Consider the following 19,136-nt stretch of genomic DNA (forward strand, 5'->3'; position numbering starts at 1 on the left):
CTTTGCGAGGGAGAAGTCGCGACCGAATCGAGTCGAACGGGGGAACAGTTTCGCCGACAGGCTTGGGGCCGTCGTTCCCTGAGCGCGGCTGTCCGGTCGGCCGCGTAGCGGCGCGACGCAGGTCTCTTCTTACCGGTGGCCGGGCGACCCGGCCCCCACCGCCCTCCGCTCCGATTCTCAGTCGTTCGCGTCGGCGAAGTCGACGCCCGTGATTTCGAAGCGAGTGCCTCCCTCGGCGGATTCGGTGGCGCGGACCTCCCAGCCGTGGGCTTCCGCCACCTGCTTGACGATGGCGAGACCGAACCCGGTTCCCGAGCGCGACGTGGTGTACCCGGCCTCGAAGACGGTGTCGCGGTGGTCGGTCGGGATGCCGTCGCCGTCGTCGGCGACGTAGAAGCCGTTCGGGAGGTCGCCGACCGTCACCGTCACGTCCGGACCGCCGTGCTCGACTGAGTTACGGACGAGGTTCTCGACGAGTTGCTGGAGCCGGCTCCGGTCGGCGACGACGGTCACCGTCAGCTCGTTTCGGAGGTCGGCGTCGGCCGTCTCGACGGTCCGCCAGCAGTCGGCGACGAGCGAGGACAGCGACACGAGTTCGCGGTCGCCGACGTCGTCGCCCTCGCGGGCGAGCGTCAGCAGGTCGTCGATGAGGTCACCGATACGGTCGAGCGCCTCCGCGGCGGTGGCGAGCCGGTCGCTGTCGTGTTCCTCGCGGGCCAACTCGACGTTGCCGGCGGCGACGTTCAGCGGGTTCCGCAGGTCGTGGCTGACGACGCTGGCGAACTCGCTCAGCCGCTCGTTCTGCCGCTGGAGCTGTCGTTCGTGCTCGCGTTGCTCGGTCGTGTCGCGGTACATCCAGAGATGGCCGGTCCCGTCGGGCAGTTCGATGGGTTCGTAGCTGCGGGCGAGCGCCCGGCCGTTCTCCAGTTCGACCGACTCGGCGTAGACGGGTTCGGACTCGGATATCAGTTCGTCGACGCGCTCGACGAAGCCCTCCGGGTCAGTGGTGAGTTCGCCGGCCTCCCGTGCCAGTTCCCGACAGTCCGCGTCGACGAGGTTCGCGGGCGCCCCCGAGATGTCGAACAGTTCGAGCAGTCGGTCGTTGACGGCGAGGACGGTCCGGTCGCTGTTCTCGGCGAGGACGCCGACCGGGAGCGCCCCGACGAGCGTCGAAAGCAGGGCGTTGGTCCGTTCGAGCTCGTCTTCGTGATCGACGCGCTCGGAGACGTCGCGGCTGATTGCGACGAAGCGGTCCTCGCCGGCGAGGTCGAGTCGGCGGGCGTGGACCTCGACCGGGAACGTCGAACCGTCCTTGCGGGTGTAGACGCTCTCGGCCCGTCGTCTGCCGCCTTTATCCATGTCGTTCCAGATGGCCGTAGCTCGCTCGGCGTCCAGCGTTCGGTCCAAGTCCCAGACCTTCATCTCGGTGAGCTCCGCGGCGCTGTAGCCGGTCGCCTCGCACAGTTGGGGGTTCGGGTCGATGATGTCGCCGTCGACGTTGTGGACGTTGACCATGTCGGGCGACTCCTCGAAGAGCGCGGTGAGCCGCGCCGTCGTCTCTCGGAGTCGTTCCTCGCGCTCGATGCGCTCGGTCACGTCCTGAAACAGCGAGAAGACCGCGACGACCTCGCCGTCGTCGTCGGTGACGACGCGGTTGTGCCACTCGCAGCGGATGTGTTCGCCGTCCTTCCGGACGTTCTCGTCGACGCTGTGGTAGCCGCCGGTGTCCGTGGCGAGTTGGTCCGTGACTGTGTCGACGTTCTCGTAACTGTCCTCCGTGACGATGGCCTCCCAGGTGTGGCCGCGCAGTTCCGCCTCGGAGTAGCCGAGAATCCCCTCGGCGCGCTCGTTGACGCCGACGATGCGGAAGTCCCTGTCGTACTCTATGACGCCGAGGGGCGACTGCTCGATGAAAAGCGAGAGCCGTTGCTCGCTGGCCTTGAGAGCGGTCCGCGAGCGGTACTGCTCGACCGCGTTCTCGATGCGGTTGGCGAGGACGGTGTACTGGCTGGTCCCGTGTTCCTTCTGGAGGTAGTCGGTGACGCCCGCGGAGATGGCGTCGCTCGCGACCTCCTCGCTTCCTTTCCCCGTGTAGAGGATAAACGGCAGTTCGGGGTCGTCCTCGCGGACGGCGTCGAGGAAGTCGAGACCGTCGAGGCTGGGCATGTCGTAGTCCGAGACGACGCAGTCGAACTCCTCGTCGGCAAGTCTGTCGAGTCCCGCCGCCACCGACGCCGCGGTCTCGACCCGGAATCGGTCGTGCTCCCGTTCGAGGAACGCCGCCGTCAACTCCGCGAAGGATTCGTCGTCGTCGACGTGCAGGACGGCCACCTCGTTCACCGTCTCACTCATAGCTGTTCGCCGTGAGTGTTCGACGGAAGATACTTAATCGTGACTGGGCCGGCGGCTCGGTCGAAGACGCGCGAGTTCGCGGCCTCGGTGAACTGTTCGCTCGCCTCGCGGGCCTTGACCTCCAACACCGCGGGGGCGCGGCCGCGCTGTTGCTGTCCGAACCGTAGACCGGTCCGAGACGAGACGCTGCGAGCGGCGGCGGCCGTCGACGACGACTGACCGCGAACCTCCGTCGTCCTCCTCACGAACCCTCTCATCGCGGACCGCGAGACGTACCGACGGTTCCCGACTGCGAGAGTAACCATCCGATTAAAAATATGTTTTTGAAAACACAATTAGTCTGATATTTAGATGCTCGTCTTTCTCCCGACGCGTTCGAAAAAGCGATGCCACAGGCACACTCACGAGACGCTGTTCTACCGATACCGCCGTTGAGGGGCTTTAACGGGACTCGACGGTGGTATCTCGTCTGCGTGTGAACCTCTCTCGAAAGCCATCGTCCACGAACCGTGGTTCGTGACAGCATTGACCCCGGGGAGCGGGAGATACCGTTCCTCGCTGGCTTGAATCGCGGTTTCACCAATGAGTCTCCCCTGAACTACACCCGGCTTGCTATCGCTCGTCTTCGGAGGCTTGCGGGTGACGAGCGGTTTTCGACACCAATAGTATCAGATACTAATATAATCTCTAATTCTGATTATTCCGTGTTGAAAACCCGGCTAGCGAGCTCGTGGGCCGGCGCGGGCGTCCCCGTACAACTATACTGATTGCCGGCAATCACGACGGTACGATGCGCGCAGTGACTTTCACAACTCCCGGCGGCCCGCTCGAAATCCGGGAGATTGACGAACCGGAACTGGACGAGACGGGCGTCGTCGTGGAGACGGAGGCGTGCGGTATCTGCCGAAGTGACTGGCACGCGTGGCGGGGGGACCCGCTCTGGGAGTCCCGGGATTTCGACGACGGACACGTTTTCGGCCACGAACCGGCCGGTGTCGTCGTCGAGGTCGGCAGCGAGGTCGAGCACGTCCGCGAAGGCGACCGAGTGACGGTCCCCTTCAACCTCGGTGACGGGACGTGTCCGTCCTGTCGGTCGGGTCGCTCGAACGTCTGCGACAACCGTATCCCGCTCGGACTCGCACCCGAATCGAAAGGAGCCTTCGGAGAACGGTTCCACGTGCCGTGGGCGGACTACAACGTCGTCCACCTCCCGGACAGCGTCTCGTCGGTCGAGATGGCCGGTCTCGGCTGTCGGTTCATGACCTCGTTTCACGCCCTCGTCCACCGCGCAGACGTCACCGCGGGCGATTGGGTGGTCGTCTACGGGTGCGGTGGTGTCGGCCTGTCCGCCGTTCACATCGCCGACGCGCTCGGGGCCAACGTCGTCGCCGTCGACCTCTTCGACGAGAAGCTGTCGTTTGCGAGCGAACTGGGCGCTGTCGAAACGGTCAATGCGAACGACGTCGCCGACGTCCCGGCGGCGGTGAGGGCGCTGACGGACGGCGGTGCCCACGTCTCTGTCGACGCCCTCGGAATCGCTGAAACGTGCCAGAACGCGGTCAAGAGCCTTCGAAAGAGGGGCCAGCACGTGCAGGTCGGGCTCACGTCGAACGAGGAGGGCGGCGAGGTCGCGCTCCCGACGGACCGGATGGTACTCAACGAACTCCAGTTCATCGGCGCGGTCGGTATGCCTCGACCGCGGTACGACGAACTCTTCAGAATGATGGACCGTGGCGGGCTCGACCCGGCGGCAGTGATATCCGAGACGGTGTCTCTCGACCGGACCCCCGAGATACTGGCTTCGATGACGGACTTCGACACCGTCGGCATTCCAGTGATCACCGAGTTCTGACGGTGGCACTGGGAAAGAGCGCAGCCAAACGGGGGACTCCGCGCTCGCGTCGGCAGCCCGAACCCCTTCGACAGCCCGAATCGACTACTCCGGAATCCCGTATACCTCCCGAGACCAGTCTTGTTCGAGCGTATCGTAGACCGGCCGGTTCCGGTCCAGCCCGTCGATACGTCGTTGGTCTTCCGTGTCGAGTTCCCAGTCGAACAGCGTACCGTTCTCCGCGATGTGCGTCGCGGAACTCGATTTCGGCAGGACGACGACGTCCTTCTCGACGGCCCACTTGAGGACGATTTGCGCGGGAGATTTGTCGTACGTCGCTGCGATATCCTGAATCGTCGAATCTTGGAGCACCTCCGTCCGCCCGAGCGGTGCGGCCGCTTCGACGGCCACCCCGTTCGACTGGCAGTAGTCGACCAGTTCGCGCCGCTGGAACCAGGGATGGAACTCGATCTGATTGACGGCGATGGGGACGTCGGTGACGTGCAACGCGTTGCTGAGCTGATAGCCGCTGAAGTTGGATACGCCGACGTTGCGAACCTTCCCGTCGTCGGAGAGCGTCTTCATCGCGTCGAGCGTCTCTCGGAGCGAAATCGCCGGGTTCGGCCAGTGAATCAGATACAAATCGAGATAGTCGGTGCCGAGTCTGTCGAGCGAGTCCTCACACGACTCGATGACGCTCCCGTAGTTGAGATTCGCCGGCAGTACCTTCGACGTGAGAAACAGCTCCTCGCGGTCGTAGTCCGCGAGCGTCTCGCCGATTTCGCGCTCGTTTCGATACCCTTCGGCCGTGTCGACGTGGGTGTAGTCGCCGTCGAGCGCGGCGCGAACAGATGCGCGAACGGTCGCTCCATCGATATCCCACGTTCCGAGGCCGACCTTCGGGAGGTCGTCTCCGCTCGGAAGTCTGACTGTCGAACTCGTCATCGGCCGATACATCAGTACGCCATCGTATCAATCTACCCCCGTGCGGGGAGACGAGGACGAACGCAGTTCGGGTCAGACGGGTCGGGACTGAACGCGCAACGGTTCGGAGTTGTCCCGGTCGCTGCGTCGTGGACGTGCCGACGGCGAAAGAGTTTACTTGCAGATGCGGGTGATACGTCGTATGGTACCATCGCTGCCACCAATCGGGCTCGGAACGTGGGAGAACGACGACCCGACGCAGTGCGCCCGGTCGGTCAGGACCGCCATCGAACTGGGATACAGACACGTCGACACCGCAGAACACTACGGAAACGAATCGGCCGTCGGCGACGGGATCGCGTCCGCCGACGTGCCCCGCGACGAGCTGTTTCTCGCCACGAAAGTCCACCCGATAAGCGGTGGGATGACCCACGACGACGTCCTCGACGAGGCCGAAGCGAGCATGGAGCGACTCGGCGTCGACTATCTCGACCTCCTCTACGTCCACTGGCCGGTCGGGGAGTACGAGGCCGGGGAGACGCTCGGCGCGTTCGAACACCTCGTCGAGGAGGGTCTCGTGCGGAACGTCGGCGTGTCGAACTTCGACGTCGACCTCCTCGACGAGGCCCGCGGAGTCCTCGAATCACCGCTTTTCGCACACCAAGTAGAGATGCACCCGTTTTTACCGCAACGAGAACTCGTCGAAGACGCACAGCGCCACGATTACACGCTCGTCGCGTACTCGCCGCTCGCACGCGGCGCGGCTCTCACGAACCCGGTCATCTGTGATATCGCCGACCAGTACGAGACGTCGCCCGCGCAGGTGTCTCTCGCGTGGGTGACGAGCCACGAGAACGTCGTCGCGATTCCAAAAGCCACCTCGCGTGCCCACCTCGAAGACAATCTCGGTGCCGCCGCGCTCGAACTGGACGACGAAGCCATCGCCCGCATCGACGACATCGAACGGCGCACGCGATTCGTCGAGCGCGATGGTGCGCCGTGGCAGTGAGCGCCCCGACGAGTCGGTGTGCGACGAGAGTGAACGTGTTCGATGGTCACCACGAGGACGCGAGGACGATATGACAGGCGTACCCGTGTAATGCGCTGGGAATCGGACCGGCCTGCGTCCGACGATAGTAAACCGCGGCGTGGCGGGCGACGACCGCGCTGAGCGTCCACAGCTACGGTTCGCTCCCGTGGTCAGGGGAACGCAACCCAATCGACGCTGTCGCGTCGCAGCGTGCGAATGTTCAGTCGTGTCGAACGCGACCCGAACGCAGTGAACGAGGGAGATTGGTTAAGTCGCTCCCACACGAGGGGCCCGTATGGACGTGCAATCGATGACGGACGACGGCGAAGAGGTACTGGACGGCGTCCACCTCGCGCAACTCGCAGCGGGGAGTCGGGGCAGCGTTCAACACTTCCGTATCGAGTCGGGCGCGCTCGTCGGAACGCACAGCCACGAACACGAACAGATCGGATGGGTGTCGTCGGGGGAGTTGCTGTTCACGGTCGACGGGGAAGAGTACCTCGTCGGCCCGAACACCTCCTACGTGATTCCCGGTGCGACCCCGCACTCGGCGGAGAACCGCGGCGAGGTCGACGCCGTCGGTATCGAGGTGTTCTCTCCGCCGCGACCGACACCGCCGTGGGAAGGTGACGACGAATAGGCGGGACCCCGCCCCGCGGCGACGGACGCGCCGGCGACAGCAGTCGGCGACACCGGTCGAGCGCAGTGAGCGCCGCGACCGCTCGGTATCGATACGAGTCTCCGAGGCCCATGCCAACAATTATCATTTCCGTCCCGCATGATACTGTCATGGCTACCGGTACTATCGGGGCGTTCGAACGGTCGCTCACGGACGTCGGCGTGGAGTTGACGCGTACGACCCCCGCGACGTTTGCCGAGACGCTCGCGGGCGTCGTCGACGAACCGGCCGTCGGAACCCCGCTCGGGTTCGACGGCGTCTCGCTGAAGGACACCCCCGTAACGACGGAACTCACGCCGAGAGCCCTCACCGAAGCGCAGACCGGCGTCACGCCGGTCGGACGCGCCATCGCGCAGTACGGGACGCTCGTCGTCGAGTCGAACGCCGCCGGGAACGAACCCGTCTCGCTCTACCCGCCGACCCACGTCGGCGTCGTCCGCGAGAGCGATGTCCTCGCGGACGTGACCGAGGCGATGCCGCACCTCGCCGGGCGGTTTTCCGACGGCGGGTCGGTCGTCTTCGCCACCGGTGCGAGCGCGACCGGTGATATGGGCGCACTCGTGAACGGCGTCCACGGGCCGAAAACGGTGCGCGTGGTCCTCGTGGAGGGACTATGAGCCTCGAAGACCGCCGGGAGAAAGCGAGGCACATCCGTCATCTCCTGGAGACCGAAGGCGGCGCGATTCGCGAGAACACGACCGTGTTCAACGAAGACCGGTACGAAGTCTCCGAGAGTTTCGACGACTACGAGGACCTCCGCGGTCGGGCGCGCCGAATCAAGGAAGACGCAATCGACCGATTACCGGAACTCATCGACCGGCTCCGCGAGAACGTCGAAGCGAACGGCGGCGAGCTGTACGTCGCCGACGACGCGGCGGACGCCAATCGGTACATCGAAGGCGTCGTCGACGGCGAAGACGCCGAGACCGTGGTGAAATCGAAGTCGATGACGACGGAGGAGTTGGACGTCAACGACCACCTCGAAGACGTCGGCGTCGACGTCTGGGAGACCGACCTCGGCGAGTTCGTCCTGCAGGTCGCAGACGAATCCCCGTCGCATCTCGTCGGCCCCTCGCTCCACCGGTCACAGGAAGACGTCGCTCGACTGTTCAACGACCGCTTCGACCCGGACGAACCGTTCGAAACGGCGGAAGAGCTCACGGCGTTCGCGCGCGACTACCTCGGAGAACACATCCGCTCTGCGGACGTGGGAATGACCGGTGCGAACTTCGTCCTCGCGGATTCGGGCACGATTACGCTCGTCACGAACGAGGGGAACGCCCGCAAGACCGCGGTGACCCCCAACACGCACATCGCGGTCGCGGGCGTCGAGAAAATCATCCCGAGCGCCGACGAACTCCAACCCTTCGTCGAACTCATCGCGAAGGCGGCGACGGGACAGCCCATCTCCCAGTACGTCACGATGCTCACCCCGCCCGTGGAGTCGCCGACCATCGACTTCTCTCGGCCGACAGAACCGCTCGGGTCGGGCGACGACGACAGGGAGTTCCACCTCGTCCTCGTCGACAACGGTCGGATGGCGATGCGAGGGGACGACCACCTCGAAGAGACGCTCTACTGCATCCGGTGCGGGGCGTGCGCGAACTCCTGTGCGAACTTCCAGCACGTCGGCGGACACGCGTTCGGCGGCGAGACCTACACCGGCGGCATCGCGACGGGGTGGGAAGCCGGCGTTCACGGACAGGACTCGGCGGCGACGTTCAACGACTTCTGTACGGGGTGTTCGCGCTGTGCTGACGCCTGCCCCGTCAAAATCGATATCCCGTGGATAAACACGGTCGTCCGCGACAGAATCAACCACGAACCGGACGAAAGCGCCTTCGACTTCCTCGTCGAGGGGCTGACTCCCGATGCGGAGCCCGGGGGCCTCGACGCGCAGAAGCGCCTGTTCGGGAACTTCGGCACGCTGGCGAGGGTCGGGTCGGCGACGGCACCGCTCTCGAACCGACTCGCGGAACTCGGACCGGTGCGGTCGGCGATGGAGCGATTGTTCGGCGTCGACGCCCGGCGCGACCTCCCGACGTTCGAGCGGGAGACGCTCACCGACTGGTTCGCCGCCCGCGACTCGCCGGACAACGACGGGCGCGAGGTCGTCGTCTACCCCGACGCGTACACCAATTACGTGCTCGTGAACCGGGGGAAGGCGGCGGTGAGGACGCTCGAAGCGCTGGGCGCGCAGGTCGAACTCGCCACGCCGCAGGAGAGCGGCCGGGCACCGCTCTCGCAGGGGATGATACGGACCGCAACTCGGCGAGCGTCCGCGGTTGCCGCCGACCTGACGACGTACATCGACGACGGGTTCGACGTCGCGGTCATCGAGCCCTCGGACCTCGCCGCGTTCCGCCGAGAGTACGGGAAGCTCCTCGACGAGGAGACACACGAGCGACTCGCAGAGAACTCCTACGACGTCATGGAGTACGTCTACGGCTTGCTCAACACCGGGGCCGACGCGGGCGTGCTCGCCGAGCCGTCGGAGCCGCTGGCGTACCACAGCCACTGCCAGCAACGCACCCTCGGCGTCGAGACGTACACTGAAGCCGTCCTGACGGAACTCGGCTTCGACCTCCTCACCTCGGACGTCGAGTGCTGCGGGATGGCGGGGAGCTTCGGCTACAAAAGCGAGTACTACGAACTCAGCATGGACGTCGGGGGGGATCTCGAAGCGCAGTTCGCGGACGCGACCGACCGCACGCTCGTTGCGAGCGGGACCTCCTGTACCGAACAACTCGGCGACCTGTTCCAACGGGAGGTCGTCCATCCGGTCGAACTCATCGCACCGGACGGGTGACGTAGGCCGGTTCGGACGCTCCCCCCGCGGAGCGGTCAGCCGAACTCTCTCGCGGGCGTCCGCGGTGACTCTGGAAGCCGAGGGCTGACGGCGGCAGACTTTTCTCAGACTGTGCGAAGGTATAGCATATGGCAAATAACGGCACTCAGCGGGACGGACCAGTCCCGATTTCCGAGGAGGCCGTCCTCGAAGTGAGCGGCATGGACTCGGTCCCGGAGATGGGAATCGTCGAACAGTTGTGGGAGACGGACCCGATTCCGAAAGCGGAGCTTCGAGACAGCGTGTTCGATGCGGTCGAAACGCTCGACTTCGACGCGGTTCCGGACGGCGGCGAAGTCGCCGTCGGGGCGGGGAGTCGCGGTATCGCAAACCTCCCGACCATCGTTAGCGGCGTCGTCGACGCGCTCGACGACCGCGGGTACGAGCCGTTCGTGTTCCCGGCGATGGGGAGCCACGGGGGCGCTACCGCCGAGGGCCAACGCGAGATGCTCGAAGCGCTCGGCGTCACCGAAGCGCGCATCGGCTGTGAGATTCGAGCGACGATGGACACGGTCGTCATCGGGAAGACGCCCGTCCGAGACGTCGAGGTCCACGCGGACGCGAACGCGGCGGCCGCGGACGCGATAATCCCGGTCAACCGCGTGAAGCCCCACACGGACTTTCAGGGCGACGTGGAGTCTGGGCTCTCGAAAATGCTCGTCATCGGGATGGGGAAACAGCGCGGCGCGAAAGCGGCACACGACTGGGCCGCCGACTGGAGCTTTCGGGAGATGCTCCCCGAAATCGCGCGTCTGCACGTCGAGAACCTCCCGATTGCCGGCGGCATCGCCATCGTCGAGGACGAACACGACGACACCGCGCTCATCGAGGGGGTGCCGCCGTCGGGCTTCTTGGACCGAGAGGCGGAACTCCTCGAACTCGCCTACGAGCGCCTCCCGACCATCCCGTTCGACGAGCTCGACGTGCTCGTGGTGGACCGGATGGGAAAGGACGTCTCCGGGGCGGGCATGGACACGAACGTCATCGGCCGAATCGTGTACGGGTTCGAACCGGACCCGCCGAAACCGGACATCACACGGATATTCGTTCGCGGGCTGACGCCAGCCTCCCACGGGAACGGTTCGGGACTCGGGTCGGCGGACTTCGTCCACGCGGACCTGTTCGAGGAACTGAACTGGGGCGACACGCTGGTCAACGTTCTCACCGCGAGCACACCGCGGGCCGCTCGGATTCCGCCGGCCGTCGAAACCGACCGGTCCGGTCTCATCGCCTCGCTGTCCACCGTCGGCGTGAGTGCCCTCGAAGCGCCGCGCGTCGTCCGCATTCGCGACACGATGCGCCTCGACCGCATCGCCGCGTCGGCACCGCTCGTCGAGGAGGCGCGCGAACGCGACGACCTGCGCGTCGTCGAAGAGCCAACCCCCGTCGAGTTCGAAGACGGGCAGTTCGCCGACGACGTCCTCGAAACGGGCGACCACTGACCGTGGATGCACGAGAAACACTGATAACGCTCGAACGAAACCGTGTGGTATGGAGCCATCACTCATACTACCGCCGGAGCGCGACGAACGGTGGGACCTCGCGAAACAGGTCGGCGTCGACACCGCCGTCGTCCACACGCTCGAAATCGGCGACGGGTCGCGACCGTGGCAGTACGACGAACTGCTCGCGTTGACTCGGGAGTTTCGTGACTACGGCCTCGACGTCGGGGTCATCGAAGGCTGTGTCCCGATTTCCGACGACACTCGACTCGGGCGCGACGGTCGCGACGAGGAGATAGAGCGGTTCAAGCAGTACCTCCGAAACCTCGGTTCACTCGGCGTGCCGGTCGTCGCCTACGACTGGATGGCGGGCAAGCGCTGGGCGCGAACCTCGACGGCGCTTCCTGCCCGCGGAGGGTCGCTGACGACGGCGTACAGTAACGAGTTCATGGAGGACGCGCCCGAACAGGAACTCGCCCCCGTACGCGCCGACGAGTTGTGGGACGCTCTCGAACACTTCCTCAACGAGGTGGTCCCGGTCGCCGAGGAAGCGGGCGTGAAACTCGCCTTGCACCCCGACGACCCGCCGATAGAGAACCTCCGCGGGGTCGACCGAATCATCACGTCGCCGGAGCACTACGAGCGCGTGATGGGGATGTACGACAGCGAACACAACGGAATCACCTTCTGTCAGGGGAACTTCGCCGCGATGGGCGCGGACGTCCCGGAGACGATTCGGCGCTTCGGCGACCGAATCAACTTCGTGCATTTCCGCGACGTCGAGGGAACGAGCGAGCGGTTCGTCGAGACGTGGCACGACGAGGGGCCGACCGACATGCGCGCCTGCGTCCAGGCGTACCGCGACATCGGCTTCGAGGGCCCGGTCCGACCCGACCACGTCCCGACGATGGCCGGCGAGGAGAACTCGAACCCGGGGTACATGACGCTCGGGCGACTGTACGCGACGGGGTATCTGAAGGGGCTGCTAGAGGCGGTCGAGTAACGGCCGGACGCTCGCGCCGTGACCGCTCTGCTCTCGACCGATGTACCGACGCCAGAGGCGGCGGTTCGACACGGGCGAGTACGGCGGAATCCCGGATGCCGGCCGCCGAACTCGGTTCCGGAGTCGGTCAGGCGATTCGGTTGTCGGGGTCCGCGCCGCCGATGAGGCTCTCTATTCCCTCGGCAATCATCCGGGGGCCGTTCGTCACGGCGTCGCGCGTCGACCCCGCGGTGTGCGGTGAGAGGACGACGTTGTCCATTTCGAGGAACGGGTGGTCCTCCGGGAGGGGCTCGGTCTCGAAGACGTCGAGCGCCGCCCCCGCAATCGACCCCGTTCGCAACGCGTCGACGAGCGCGGCTTCGTCCACGAGCCCCCCGCGGGCGGAGTTGACGAGTATCGCGGACTGGTTCATCCGAGCCAACTCGTCCCCGCCGAGCAGACCTCGCGTCTCCTCGGTCAGTCGCGCGTGAAGCGTCACGGCGTCCGCGCGTTCGAGCAGGCCGTCGAGCGTCGCGCGTTCGACACCGGCGTCGTCGAACGTCGACTCGTCCTGATAGGGGTCGTACGCGAGGAGTTCGGGGCCGAACCCCGAGAGCCGTCGGGCGACTTGTTGGCCGATGTTTCCGAACCCGACGATACCGATGGTCATCGCCTCGACGTCGCGGGGTAACCGGTCCGGGTCGAACTCTTGGCTCCACTCGCCGGCGTGGAGCGCGCTCGTGTGGTGCGGAATCTCGCGGACCTTCGCGAGCAAGAGGCTGACGGCGTAGTCGGAGACCGCGTTCTTGTTCCGTCCGGGCGCGTGGAGGACGGCGACGTCGTTCGTTTCGGCGGTCTCGATATCGACGTTCTCGACGCCTCCCCGTGCGGCCCCGACGACCTGCAGCGAGTCGCCCGCTTCGATTACCGACGCGGAGACCGGCGCTTTGTGAACGACGAGAGCGTCCACGCCGTCGAGGTGCGCTTCGATACTCGACGTGTCGTAATCGGACGGCCCCCTCGACTCCATCTCCATCGTGACTTCTCGAAACCGTTCCGCGGAGACGTCGGCTTTCCAGTCGATACGGGAGAGCGACACGCCTTCGGATTCGAGGAACGACGCCGCCTCGTACATGTACTCGCTCGGCTGTTGTGGGTCTCCGCAGAGGAGCACGGTTTCAATCGTCATTCGTTTGGGTCTCCCGCTCAATCGACGTTAATTTTTCCCACGTGGCGGCGGTCCCCTCGGCGGCCAGTCGGTACGCGTCGTGGACCTCCCGGTACGCGTCAGTGTGCGCCGGCGTCGGGTCGTGCCGGCGTTCGACCCCGACGACGCGTTCGACGGCGGATTCGACGTCGTCGTACAGGCCGACGGCGAGACCGGCGCAGATGGCGACACCTCGGGCGCCCGCCTCCTGACCCGTCGGGACGGCGACCCGTTCGCCGAGAACGTCGGCGAACATCTGGGACCACACGGCGCTCTTTGCGCCGCCGCCGCCGAGGCGAACGTCGGTGAGCCCGTCTCCGGACGCCAGTTCCAGCAGTCGGTCGCTCAAGGAGAGGGCGACACCTTCGTATATCGACCGTACCATCGCGGCCCGGTCGTGTTCGATAGTCAGGCCGACGAACGCGCCGCGTTCGTCCGGGTCGTCGGTCGACCCCTGAAGGTTCGGGAGGAACACGAGCCCGTTCGAGCCGATTGGGACCTCCGCTACCGCCTCGTTCAGTCTGGCGTAGAACGCGGCGTCGGACGCCGCCTCGTCGTCCCAATCGCGACAACACTCCCGAGTGAACCAGTCGACCGCGGCCGCGGCGGACCGTGTTCCGCGGTACTGGAGCCACGCGTCCCCGAGGTAGCGCCGACTCAGCCCCCCGCCGTCGGCGGTGTTCGGGTCGGCGGAGACGTAGATGCTCTGCCCCCACGTACCGACGATGAGCGACCCTTGCCCCGGTCGGAACGCGCCCGACCCGAGCGCCACAGCGCCGACGTCGTGAAGGCCGGACGCGACGGGCGTCCCGGCTTCGAGTCCGGTCTCGTCGGCCGCCGCCGCCGTCACCTCGCCACAGACCGCCGTGCTCTGGACGACGGGCGGCAGCGCGTCAGCGCAGTCGCCGAGTCCGAGCGTGTCGAACAGCTCCGACGAGTACGCCTCATCGTCGATGTCGTAGAAGACGCTCGCTTCCATCTCGTCCGTACAGACGACGTCCGTAAGCCGATATTTGAGGTAGTCCTTGCAGAACAGGAGCCGGTCGATGGCGTCGTAGACCGCCGGTTCTTCCTGCCGAATCCACCCGAGGATGCTCAACGGATCGGCGACGAACGGGTCGTACCCCGTAATCGCGCGAACCGCTTCCGAGCGGCCGCTTTCGTCCCACGCCTCGACGACGTCGCTCGCGCGGCTATCCAAGGACGTGATTCCGTCTCTGACCGGCTGTCCGCGGTCGTCGAGGGCGTACAGTCCGTGTCCGTGGCCGGAGACGCCGACCCCGGCGATGGCATCCGCCTCGACGGTGGACTCGCCGAGGACCGCTCGAATCGTCTCACACGTCACGTCCCAGAACGCCGGGAGGTCGCGCTCGACGCGGCCGGCGCGGGGGCGCTCGTTCGGTGTCGGCCGAACCGCGACCGCCCGCTCTCTCCCGTCGGTATCGAACACCGCGGCTTTGACGTTCGTCAACCCCGCGTCGACTCCGAGGAGGAGTGGGTCGTCTGCCGTCTCCATGGGACTCACGCGTACAGGCTCTCACCGGCGCTCCCGGAGAGCGCGGCGACCTCCGTCATCACGTCGGCGATTCGGTCCTGAACCTCCCGGCAGACCCGGTGAGGCGTGAAGTCGCGTTTGTCCGGCGACCACTCCGCGTCGCCGAAGAACCCCTGTCGGTCGTCGTCGACGCCCTCGGGGGGGAGGATGCTCGACTCGTGGTCCCGATAGAACTCGCAGGCCGTCCTGGCGAACTCGTACTGATATCTGGTGTTCTTGTTCAGTTTACACACCCCCGTCGAGAGGAGCTCTCGGACCTGACTATCGGACAGCCCCGACGACCCGTGGACGACAAGCGGGGTGTCGAGGCCGTGGTCCGCCAACGCCTGCCCCACGTCGCGTGCGATGTCCGGGCGGAGTTCGAGGTCGCGCCCCTTCGAAACGCCGTGTTCCGTCCCGATGGAGATTGCGAGGAGGTCGACCCCCGTCCTGTCGACGAACTCGACGGCCTGTTCGGGGTCGGTGTAGTACGCTTCGGTCGTCTCGACGCCGCCTTCGAGACCTTTGATCATGCCGAGTTCGGCCTCGACGAGCATATCCTGTTCGCGGTTTCGAACCATCTCGACCACGTCGCGGGTGCGCGAGACGTTCTCTTCGAACGGCTCGTGCGAGGCGTCGACCATCAGCGAGGAGGGGACCCCGGAGGCGACGCACGATTCGAGGAACGCGCGGTCGTCTGCGGGAACGTGGTCGACGTTGAGAAACACGCCGACGTCGGCGTCTTCGCCGAGTTTCTCGACGTGCGTCGCCAGGATATCCAACCCCGTGTCGGGGTCGCCGTTTCCGGCGAACGCGGCGGTGTCGCGCTTCACCTGAACGACGAGGTCCGAATCGGCACGCTCCGCGCCGCGGACGAGTCCGGTCAGGATGTTCGTCTCCGTGATGTTGCTCGCGACGAACCCGTACCCGCTCGTTCGCGCCCGGTCGTAGACCGTGGATAGCTCCGACCCACGTGAGTATGTCATTGGTTGTCATTCACGGAGTGCTCTGAAATACGTGTCGGATACTTTCGAACGTCGCGGCGTCCACCGGCTCGAACCGATTGGTGGCAATCTGTTCGACGATGGTGAACGCGACGGCGATAGCTTCACTTCACCGCGTCGAACGGGACCCCGCGCCGGTCGGTCGATTCGGCCGGATTAGCAACGAACCGTTACGATAATAGAAATGTAACACGACTCTCCCGACGCTGTGCGACGATAGCGAACGGAGAGCTGCGTGCCGGCGGTTTCTCGGATAGAGTTCGTAGAACGTGCGGGTCGAGAGGTCGATATCGAACCGATTCGACACCCGCTCGTCACGTTCGCGGGTCGGACCATCCGGTAATAGTGAACTGGACTCGGGAGGTGGAGTGATTCGAAGCCGGGAACGCCACGGGACGGGTCGCTCGGCCGGGTGCTCTCGTACCGACCGGCGTTAGACAGTCGTGACCGTGTTTTCGAGGACGCCGATGTCGTCGATTTCGATGCCGATGTGGTCACCGGGTTCGAGGGTGAATCCCTCGTCGGGGACGAGTGCCGTCCCGGTCAACAAGACCGCCATCTCGGGGACGACGTTGTGTCGAGTGAAGTACGAGACGAGTTCCTCGCACGACTTCACCATCTCCGACGTCGAGGTCGACTCCTCGTAGAGAACGGTCCCGTCGCGTTCGATGCGCATCGACATTTCGAGCCCGTGCGGGTCGCTCACCGACTCGGTGGACGCGACGCACGGTCCGATTGAACAACAGCGGTCGTATATCTTCGCTTGCGGCAGGTACAGCGGGTTCTCGCCCTCGATGGAACGACTGCTCACGTCGTTGCCGACAGTGTAACCGACTATCTCACCCCGGTAGAGGACCACCGCGAGTTCGGGCTCTGGGACGTCCCACGTGGAGTCGCCTCGGACACCCACTGTCTCCCGTGGACCGACCGTCCTGCTCTCCGTCGCCTTGAAGAAGATTTCGGGACGGTCCCCCTCGTAAACGTCGAGGTAGACGTCCGGTGTCCCGCTTTCGGCCTCTCGCGCCTGCTCGCTGATGTGGTACGTGACGCCCGTGGCCCACACCTCGTCGGGAGCCACCGGACGCCCGATTCGCTCGTCGAGATAGTCGGAAGAGAGTCGCTCCGCGTCGTCGATGAGCCCCTCGGCGACGTCGTCGATAGTCTGCTCAGTGATGTTTGCCGCCCGAGCGAGATCAGAGAAGGTCTCTACGTTGGGGTTCGCACTGGTGAGATCGTAGACGTCGTCGCCGTCGGACGCAGCGAGTGCTGAACGCTCTGTCCCCGCAAGTGCGTGGTAGCGCATGAAAAGACGGAACGCCCACTACTACATAATTGTTACTGAGGGATGTGAGTTCCGTATCGCCGCGAGTGGACGAGGGGCCCGCTCACGATATGGATGGGCCGGAAGTAACGGAAAGAAGAGACGGGTTGGTTGCGGCGGTGTCACAGTTAGTCACGCGACCGATGGCTGATAGTCTGATGTGCCGCCTCTTCCTCCCGTACAACACACCATGTGTTATCGTTGCACATGAACCTTTGGGCGGAACCCCGCTTTCCGGTCAGTCGGACCGGACGGTATGCTCCAGCGTCCGAATGCCCTCGATATCGACTTCGACACGGTCGCCGTCGGAGAGCGGACCGATGCCTTCGGGGGTCCCGGTGGAGATCACGTCCCCCGGTTCGAGCGTCATGTACGTCGTAATCTCTGCGATCAGTTCTGGAATCGTGAAGATGAAATCGGCCCGCGAGGAGTCCTGTCTCGTCTCTCCGTTGACTCTGAGTTCGATGCTCGCGTCTGCCGGGACCTCGTCGGGGGTCGAGACGACGGGCCCGAGCGGTGCGCTGTTGTCGAACGCCTTGCCGCGAATCCAGTTCTGTTCGACCTCTTGGTCGTCTCGGTTCGAGATGTCGTTCAGACACGTGAACCCGGCGACCACGTCCATCGCGTCGTCCGGTTCGACGTTCCGGCACTGCTCGCCGATAACGACGCCCAGTTCGGCTTCGTAATCGACGCGCTCTTTCCCGGCGGGAAGGGTGACCGCGTCTCCGTGCGCTGCGAGCGCGTTCGGCGGCTTGAGGAACAGCAGCGGGCGCTCCGGGATGTCCATCCCCGTCTCCTCGGCGTGTTTCTCGTAGTTCAGACCGACGCATACGATTTTACTCGGCTCACACGGCGGAAGAATGTCGACCGCTGTCGGGTCGAACGTTCTTCCACCGAACGAGACTCCGTCGTCGGTCCATTCGCCGGTTCTGACACTCCCCGCCGGGTCGCGGAATCTCACGCGATGCATGTCTGAGGGAGACACGCGCTCCTGGCAAAACGGTTTCGCCGTCGACAACTCCGGCGTCGAAACATCGACTTTTCACCGCGATGGTCCCGACTCCGTTCGCGGGCGAGTGACGCGGGTACCTAGCGATGACGAACAGATATCCGACAATCGTGAACAACAATTATTAACGATGAATGTTAACCAGTGTCTAGAATGGGAACGAACATGGCAAACACGATCGGGGCGTTGGGGACCTCGCTCGAAATCCTCGAAGCGCTGAAAGAGCGGGAATCAGCGGGCGTCACGGAGTTAGCCACCGAACTCGGCCTCCCGAAGAGTACGGTGTACAGTCATCTCCGAACGCTCCGAGAACACGAGTACGTCGTCCAGCGAGACGGGAAGTACTGCATCGGCCTCAAGTTCCTCAGTCTGGGCGAACACACCCGAGACCGGATGCCGCTTTACGAGGTGGCGAAGCCCGAGGTGAACGGACTCGCCGAGCAGACCGGAGAACTCGCGAACCTGCTCGTCGAAGAACACGGCGAAGGCGTCTACCTCTTCCGCTCGAAGGGCGAACAGGCGGTCTCGCTCGACACGCACGCCGGCATGCGCGTCAAGCTCCACTGTACGTCGCTCGGGAAGGCAATCCTCGCGTACCTCTCCGAGAAGCGAGTCGATGAGATCATCGAGCGCTGGGGTCTCCCCGCACAGACCGCGACGACCATCACCTCGCGCGAGGCGCTCGAAGAAGAGCTCGCGGCGGTTCGCGAACGCGGATACGCCTACGACAAGGGAGAACGTCTCTCGGGCCTCCGGTGTATCGCGGCACCCATCAAGAACCCGGACGGTCACGCTATCGGGGCCGTGAGCGTCTCCGGCCCGACGAGTCGGATGAAGGGCGAGCGGTTCGAATCGGTGGTCCCAGAGCAGGTCATGAGCGCCGCAAACGTCATCGAACTCAACCTGACGTACTCGTAGCGGTCTGCACGCCGAGAGGCGTGCCTTCCGGACATTCACGCGACCGACCTTCGTT

Annotated in this window: 16 protein-coding genes; 8 read left to right on the plus strand and 8 right to left on the minus strand. The window is 65.1% G+C overall.

Annotated features, from left to right (window positions below; all coding sequences use genetic code 11):
- Positions 1–177: 177 nt before the first annotated feature.
- Complete coding sequence (locus BN996_RS14430; protein WP_089780238.1) at positions 178–2,352, minus strand: hybrid sensor histidine kinase/response regulator; 2,175 nt, start codon at positions 2,350–2,352, stop codon at positions 178–180.
- Entirely contained in the window at positions 2,349–2,657 is a 309-nt protein-coding gene (locus tag BN996_RS14435; RefSeq protein ID WP_042663654.1) for a hypothetical protein, read from the minus strand. Before BN996_RS14435 ends, BN996_RS14430 begins: the two co-directional genes overlap by 4 nt.
- Before the next feature lie 485 nt (positions 2,658–3,142).
- Here BN996_RS14435 and BN996_RS14440 point away from each other — a divergent pair, with 485 nt between their 5' ends.
- Positions 3,143–4,204 (plus strand): zinc-binding dehydrogenase, encoded by a 1,062-nt coding sequence (locus BN996_RS14440; RefSeq protein WP_089780239.1) that lies wholly within the window; start codon positions 3,143–3,145, stop codon positions 4,202–4,204.
- A gap of 84 nt (positions 4,205–4,288) precedes the next feature.
- On the opposite strand, the gene BN996_RS14445 is transcribed toward BN996_RS14440, so the two are convergent.
- Complete coding sequence (locus BN996_RS14445) at positions 4,289–5,128, minus strand: aldo/keto reductase (RefSeq protein ID WP_089780241.1); 840 nt, start codon at positions 5,126–5,128, stop codon at positions 4,289–4,291.
- 181 nt (positions 5,129–5,309) lie between these two features.
- Here BN996_RS14445 and BN996_RS14450 point away from each other — a divergent pair, with 181 nt between their 5' ends.
- From BN996_RS14450 to BN996_RS14475, 6 genes are all read left to right on the plus strand, one after another.
- A complete protein-coding gene (locus BN996_RS14450; protein ID WP_089780243.1) occupies positions 5,310–6,116 on the plus strand; it encodes an aldo/keto reductase in 807 nt (268 codons plus the stop codon).
- A gap of 316 nt (positions 6,117–6,432) precedes the next feature.
- Positions 6,433–6,777: a cupin domain-containing protein gene (locus BN996_RS14455; RefSeq protein WP_042663657.1), complete on the plus strand. Its 345-nt coding sequence runs from the start codon at positions 6,433–6,435 to the stop codon at positions 6,775–6,777.
- Between the two features lie 149 nt (positions 6,778–6,926).
- On the plus strand, positions 6,927–7,433 hold the full coding sequence (locus BN996_RS14460; protein WP_089780245.1) for an LUD domain-containing protein: 507 nt from the start codon (positions 6,927–6,929) through the stop codon (positions 7,431–7,433).
- Positions 7,430–9,625, plus strand: a complete 2,196-nt coding sequence (locus BN996_RS14465) for an LUD domain-containing protein (RefSeq protein ID WP_089780247.1) — start codon at positions 7,430–7,432, stop codon at positions 9,623–9,625. Before BN996_RS14460 ends, BN996_RS14465 begins: the two co-directional genes overlap by 4 nt.
- 128 nt (positions 9,626–9,753) lie before the next feature.
- Complete coding sequence (locus BN996_RS14470; RefSeq protein WP_089780249.1) at positions 9,754–11,106, plus strand: nickel pincer cofactor-dependent isomerase, group 22; 1,353 nt, start codon at positions 9,754–9,756, stop codon at positions 11,104–11,106.
- 49 nt (positions 11,107–11,155) lie between these two features.
- Positions 11,156–12,109: a mannonate dehydratase gene (locus tag BN996_RS14475; protein WP_089780251.1), complete on the plus strand. Its 954-nt coding sequence runs from the start codon at positions 11,156–11,158 to the stop codon at positions 12,107–12,109.
- A 127-nt stretch (positions 12,110–12,236) separates the two neighbouring features.
- On the opposite strand, the gene BN996_RS14480 is transcribed toward BN996_RS14475, so the two are convergent.
- From BN996_RS14480 to BN996_RS14500, 5 genes are all read right to left on the minus strand, one after another.
- Complete coding sequence (locus BN996_RS14480; RefSeq protein ID WP_089780253.1) at positions 12,237–13,277, minus strand: 2-hydroxyacid dehydrogenase; 1,041 nt, start codon at positions 13,275–13,277, stop codon at positions 12,237–12,239.
- The gene (locus BN996_RS14485; RefSeq protein ID WP_042663666.1) at positions 13,267–14,811 is read right to left on the minus strand and encodes an FGGY-family carbohydrate kinase; all 1,545 of its coding nucleotides are present in this window, start codon (positions 14,809–14,811) and stop codon (positions 13,267–13,269) included. Before BN996_RS14485 ends, BN996_RS14480 begins: the two co-directional genes overlap by 11 nt.
- Positions 14,812–14,816: 5 nt before the next feature.
- On the minus strand, positions 14,817–15,815 hold the full coding sequence (gene fba, locus BN996_RS14490; RefSeq protein WP_089780254.1) for a class II fructose-bisphosphate aldolase: 999 nt from the start codon (positions 15,813–15,815) through the stop codon (positions 14,817–14,819).
- A gap of 451 nt (positions 15,816–16,266) precedes the next feature.
- Complete coding sequence (locus tag BN996_RS14495; protein ID WP_042663667.1) at positions 16,267–17,136, minus strand: fumarylacetoacetate hydrolase family protein; 870 nt, start codon at positions 17,134–17,136, stop codon at positions 16,267–16,269.
- A gap of 256 nt (positions 17,137–17,392) precedes the next feature.
- Complete coding sequence (locus BN996_RS14500) at positions 17,393–18,124, minus strand: fumarylacetoacetate hydrolase family protein (protein WP_042663669.1); 732 nt, start codon at positions 18,122–18,124, stop codon at positions 17,393–17,395.
- 192 nt (positions 18,125–18,316) lie between these two features.
- On the opposite strand from BN996_RS14500, the gene BN996_RS14505 reads away from it, so the two are divergent.
- Positions 18,317–19,081 (plus strand): IclR family transcriptional regulator, encoded by a 765-nt coding sequence (locus BN996_RS14505; protein WP_042663671.1) that lies wholly within the window; start codon positions 18,317–18,319, stop codon positions 19,079–19,081.
- The last annotated feature ends 55 nt before the right edge of the window (positions 19,082–19,136 follow it).

The sequence above is a fragment of the Haloferax massiliensis genome (assembly GCF_001368915.1).
GTDB classification, from domain to species: domain Archaea; phylum Halobacteriota; class Halobacteria; order Halobacteriales; family Haloferacaceae; genus Haloferax; species Haloferax massiliensis.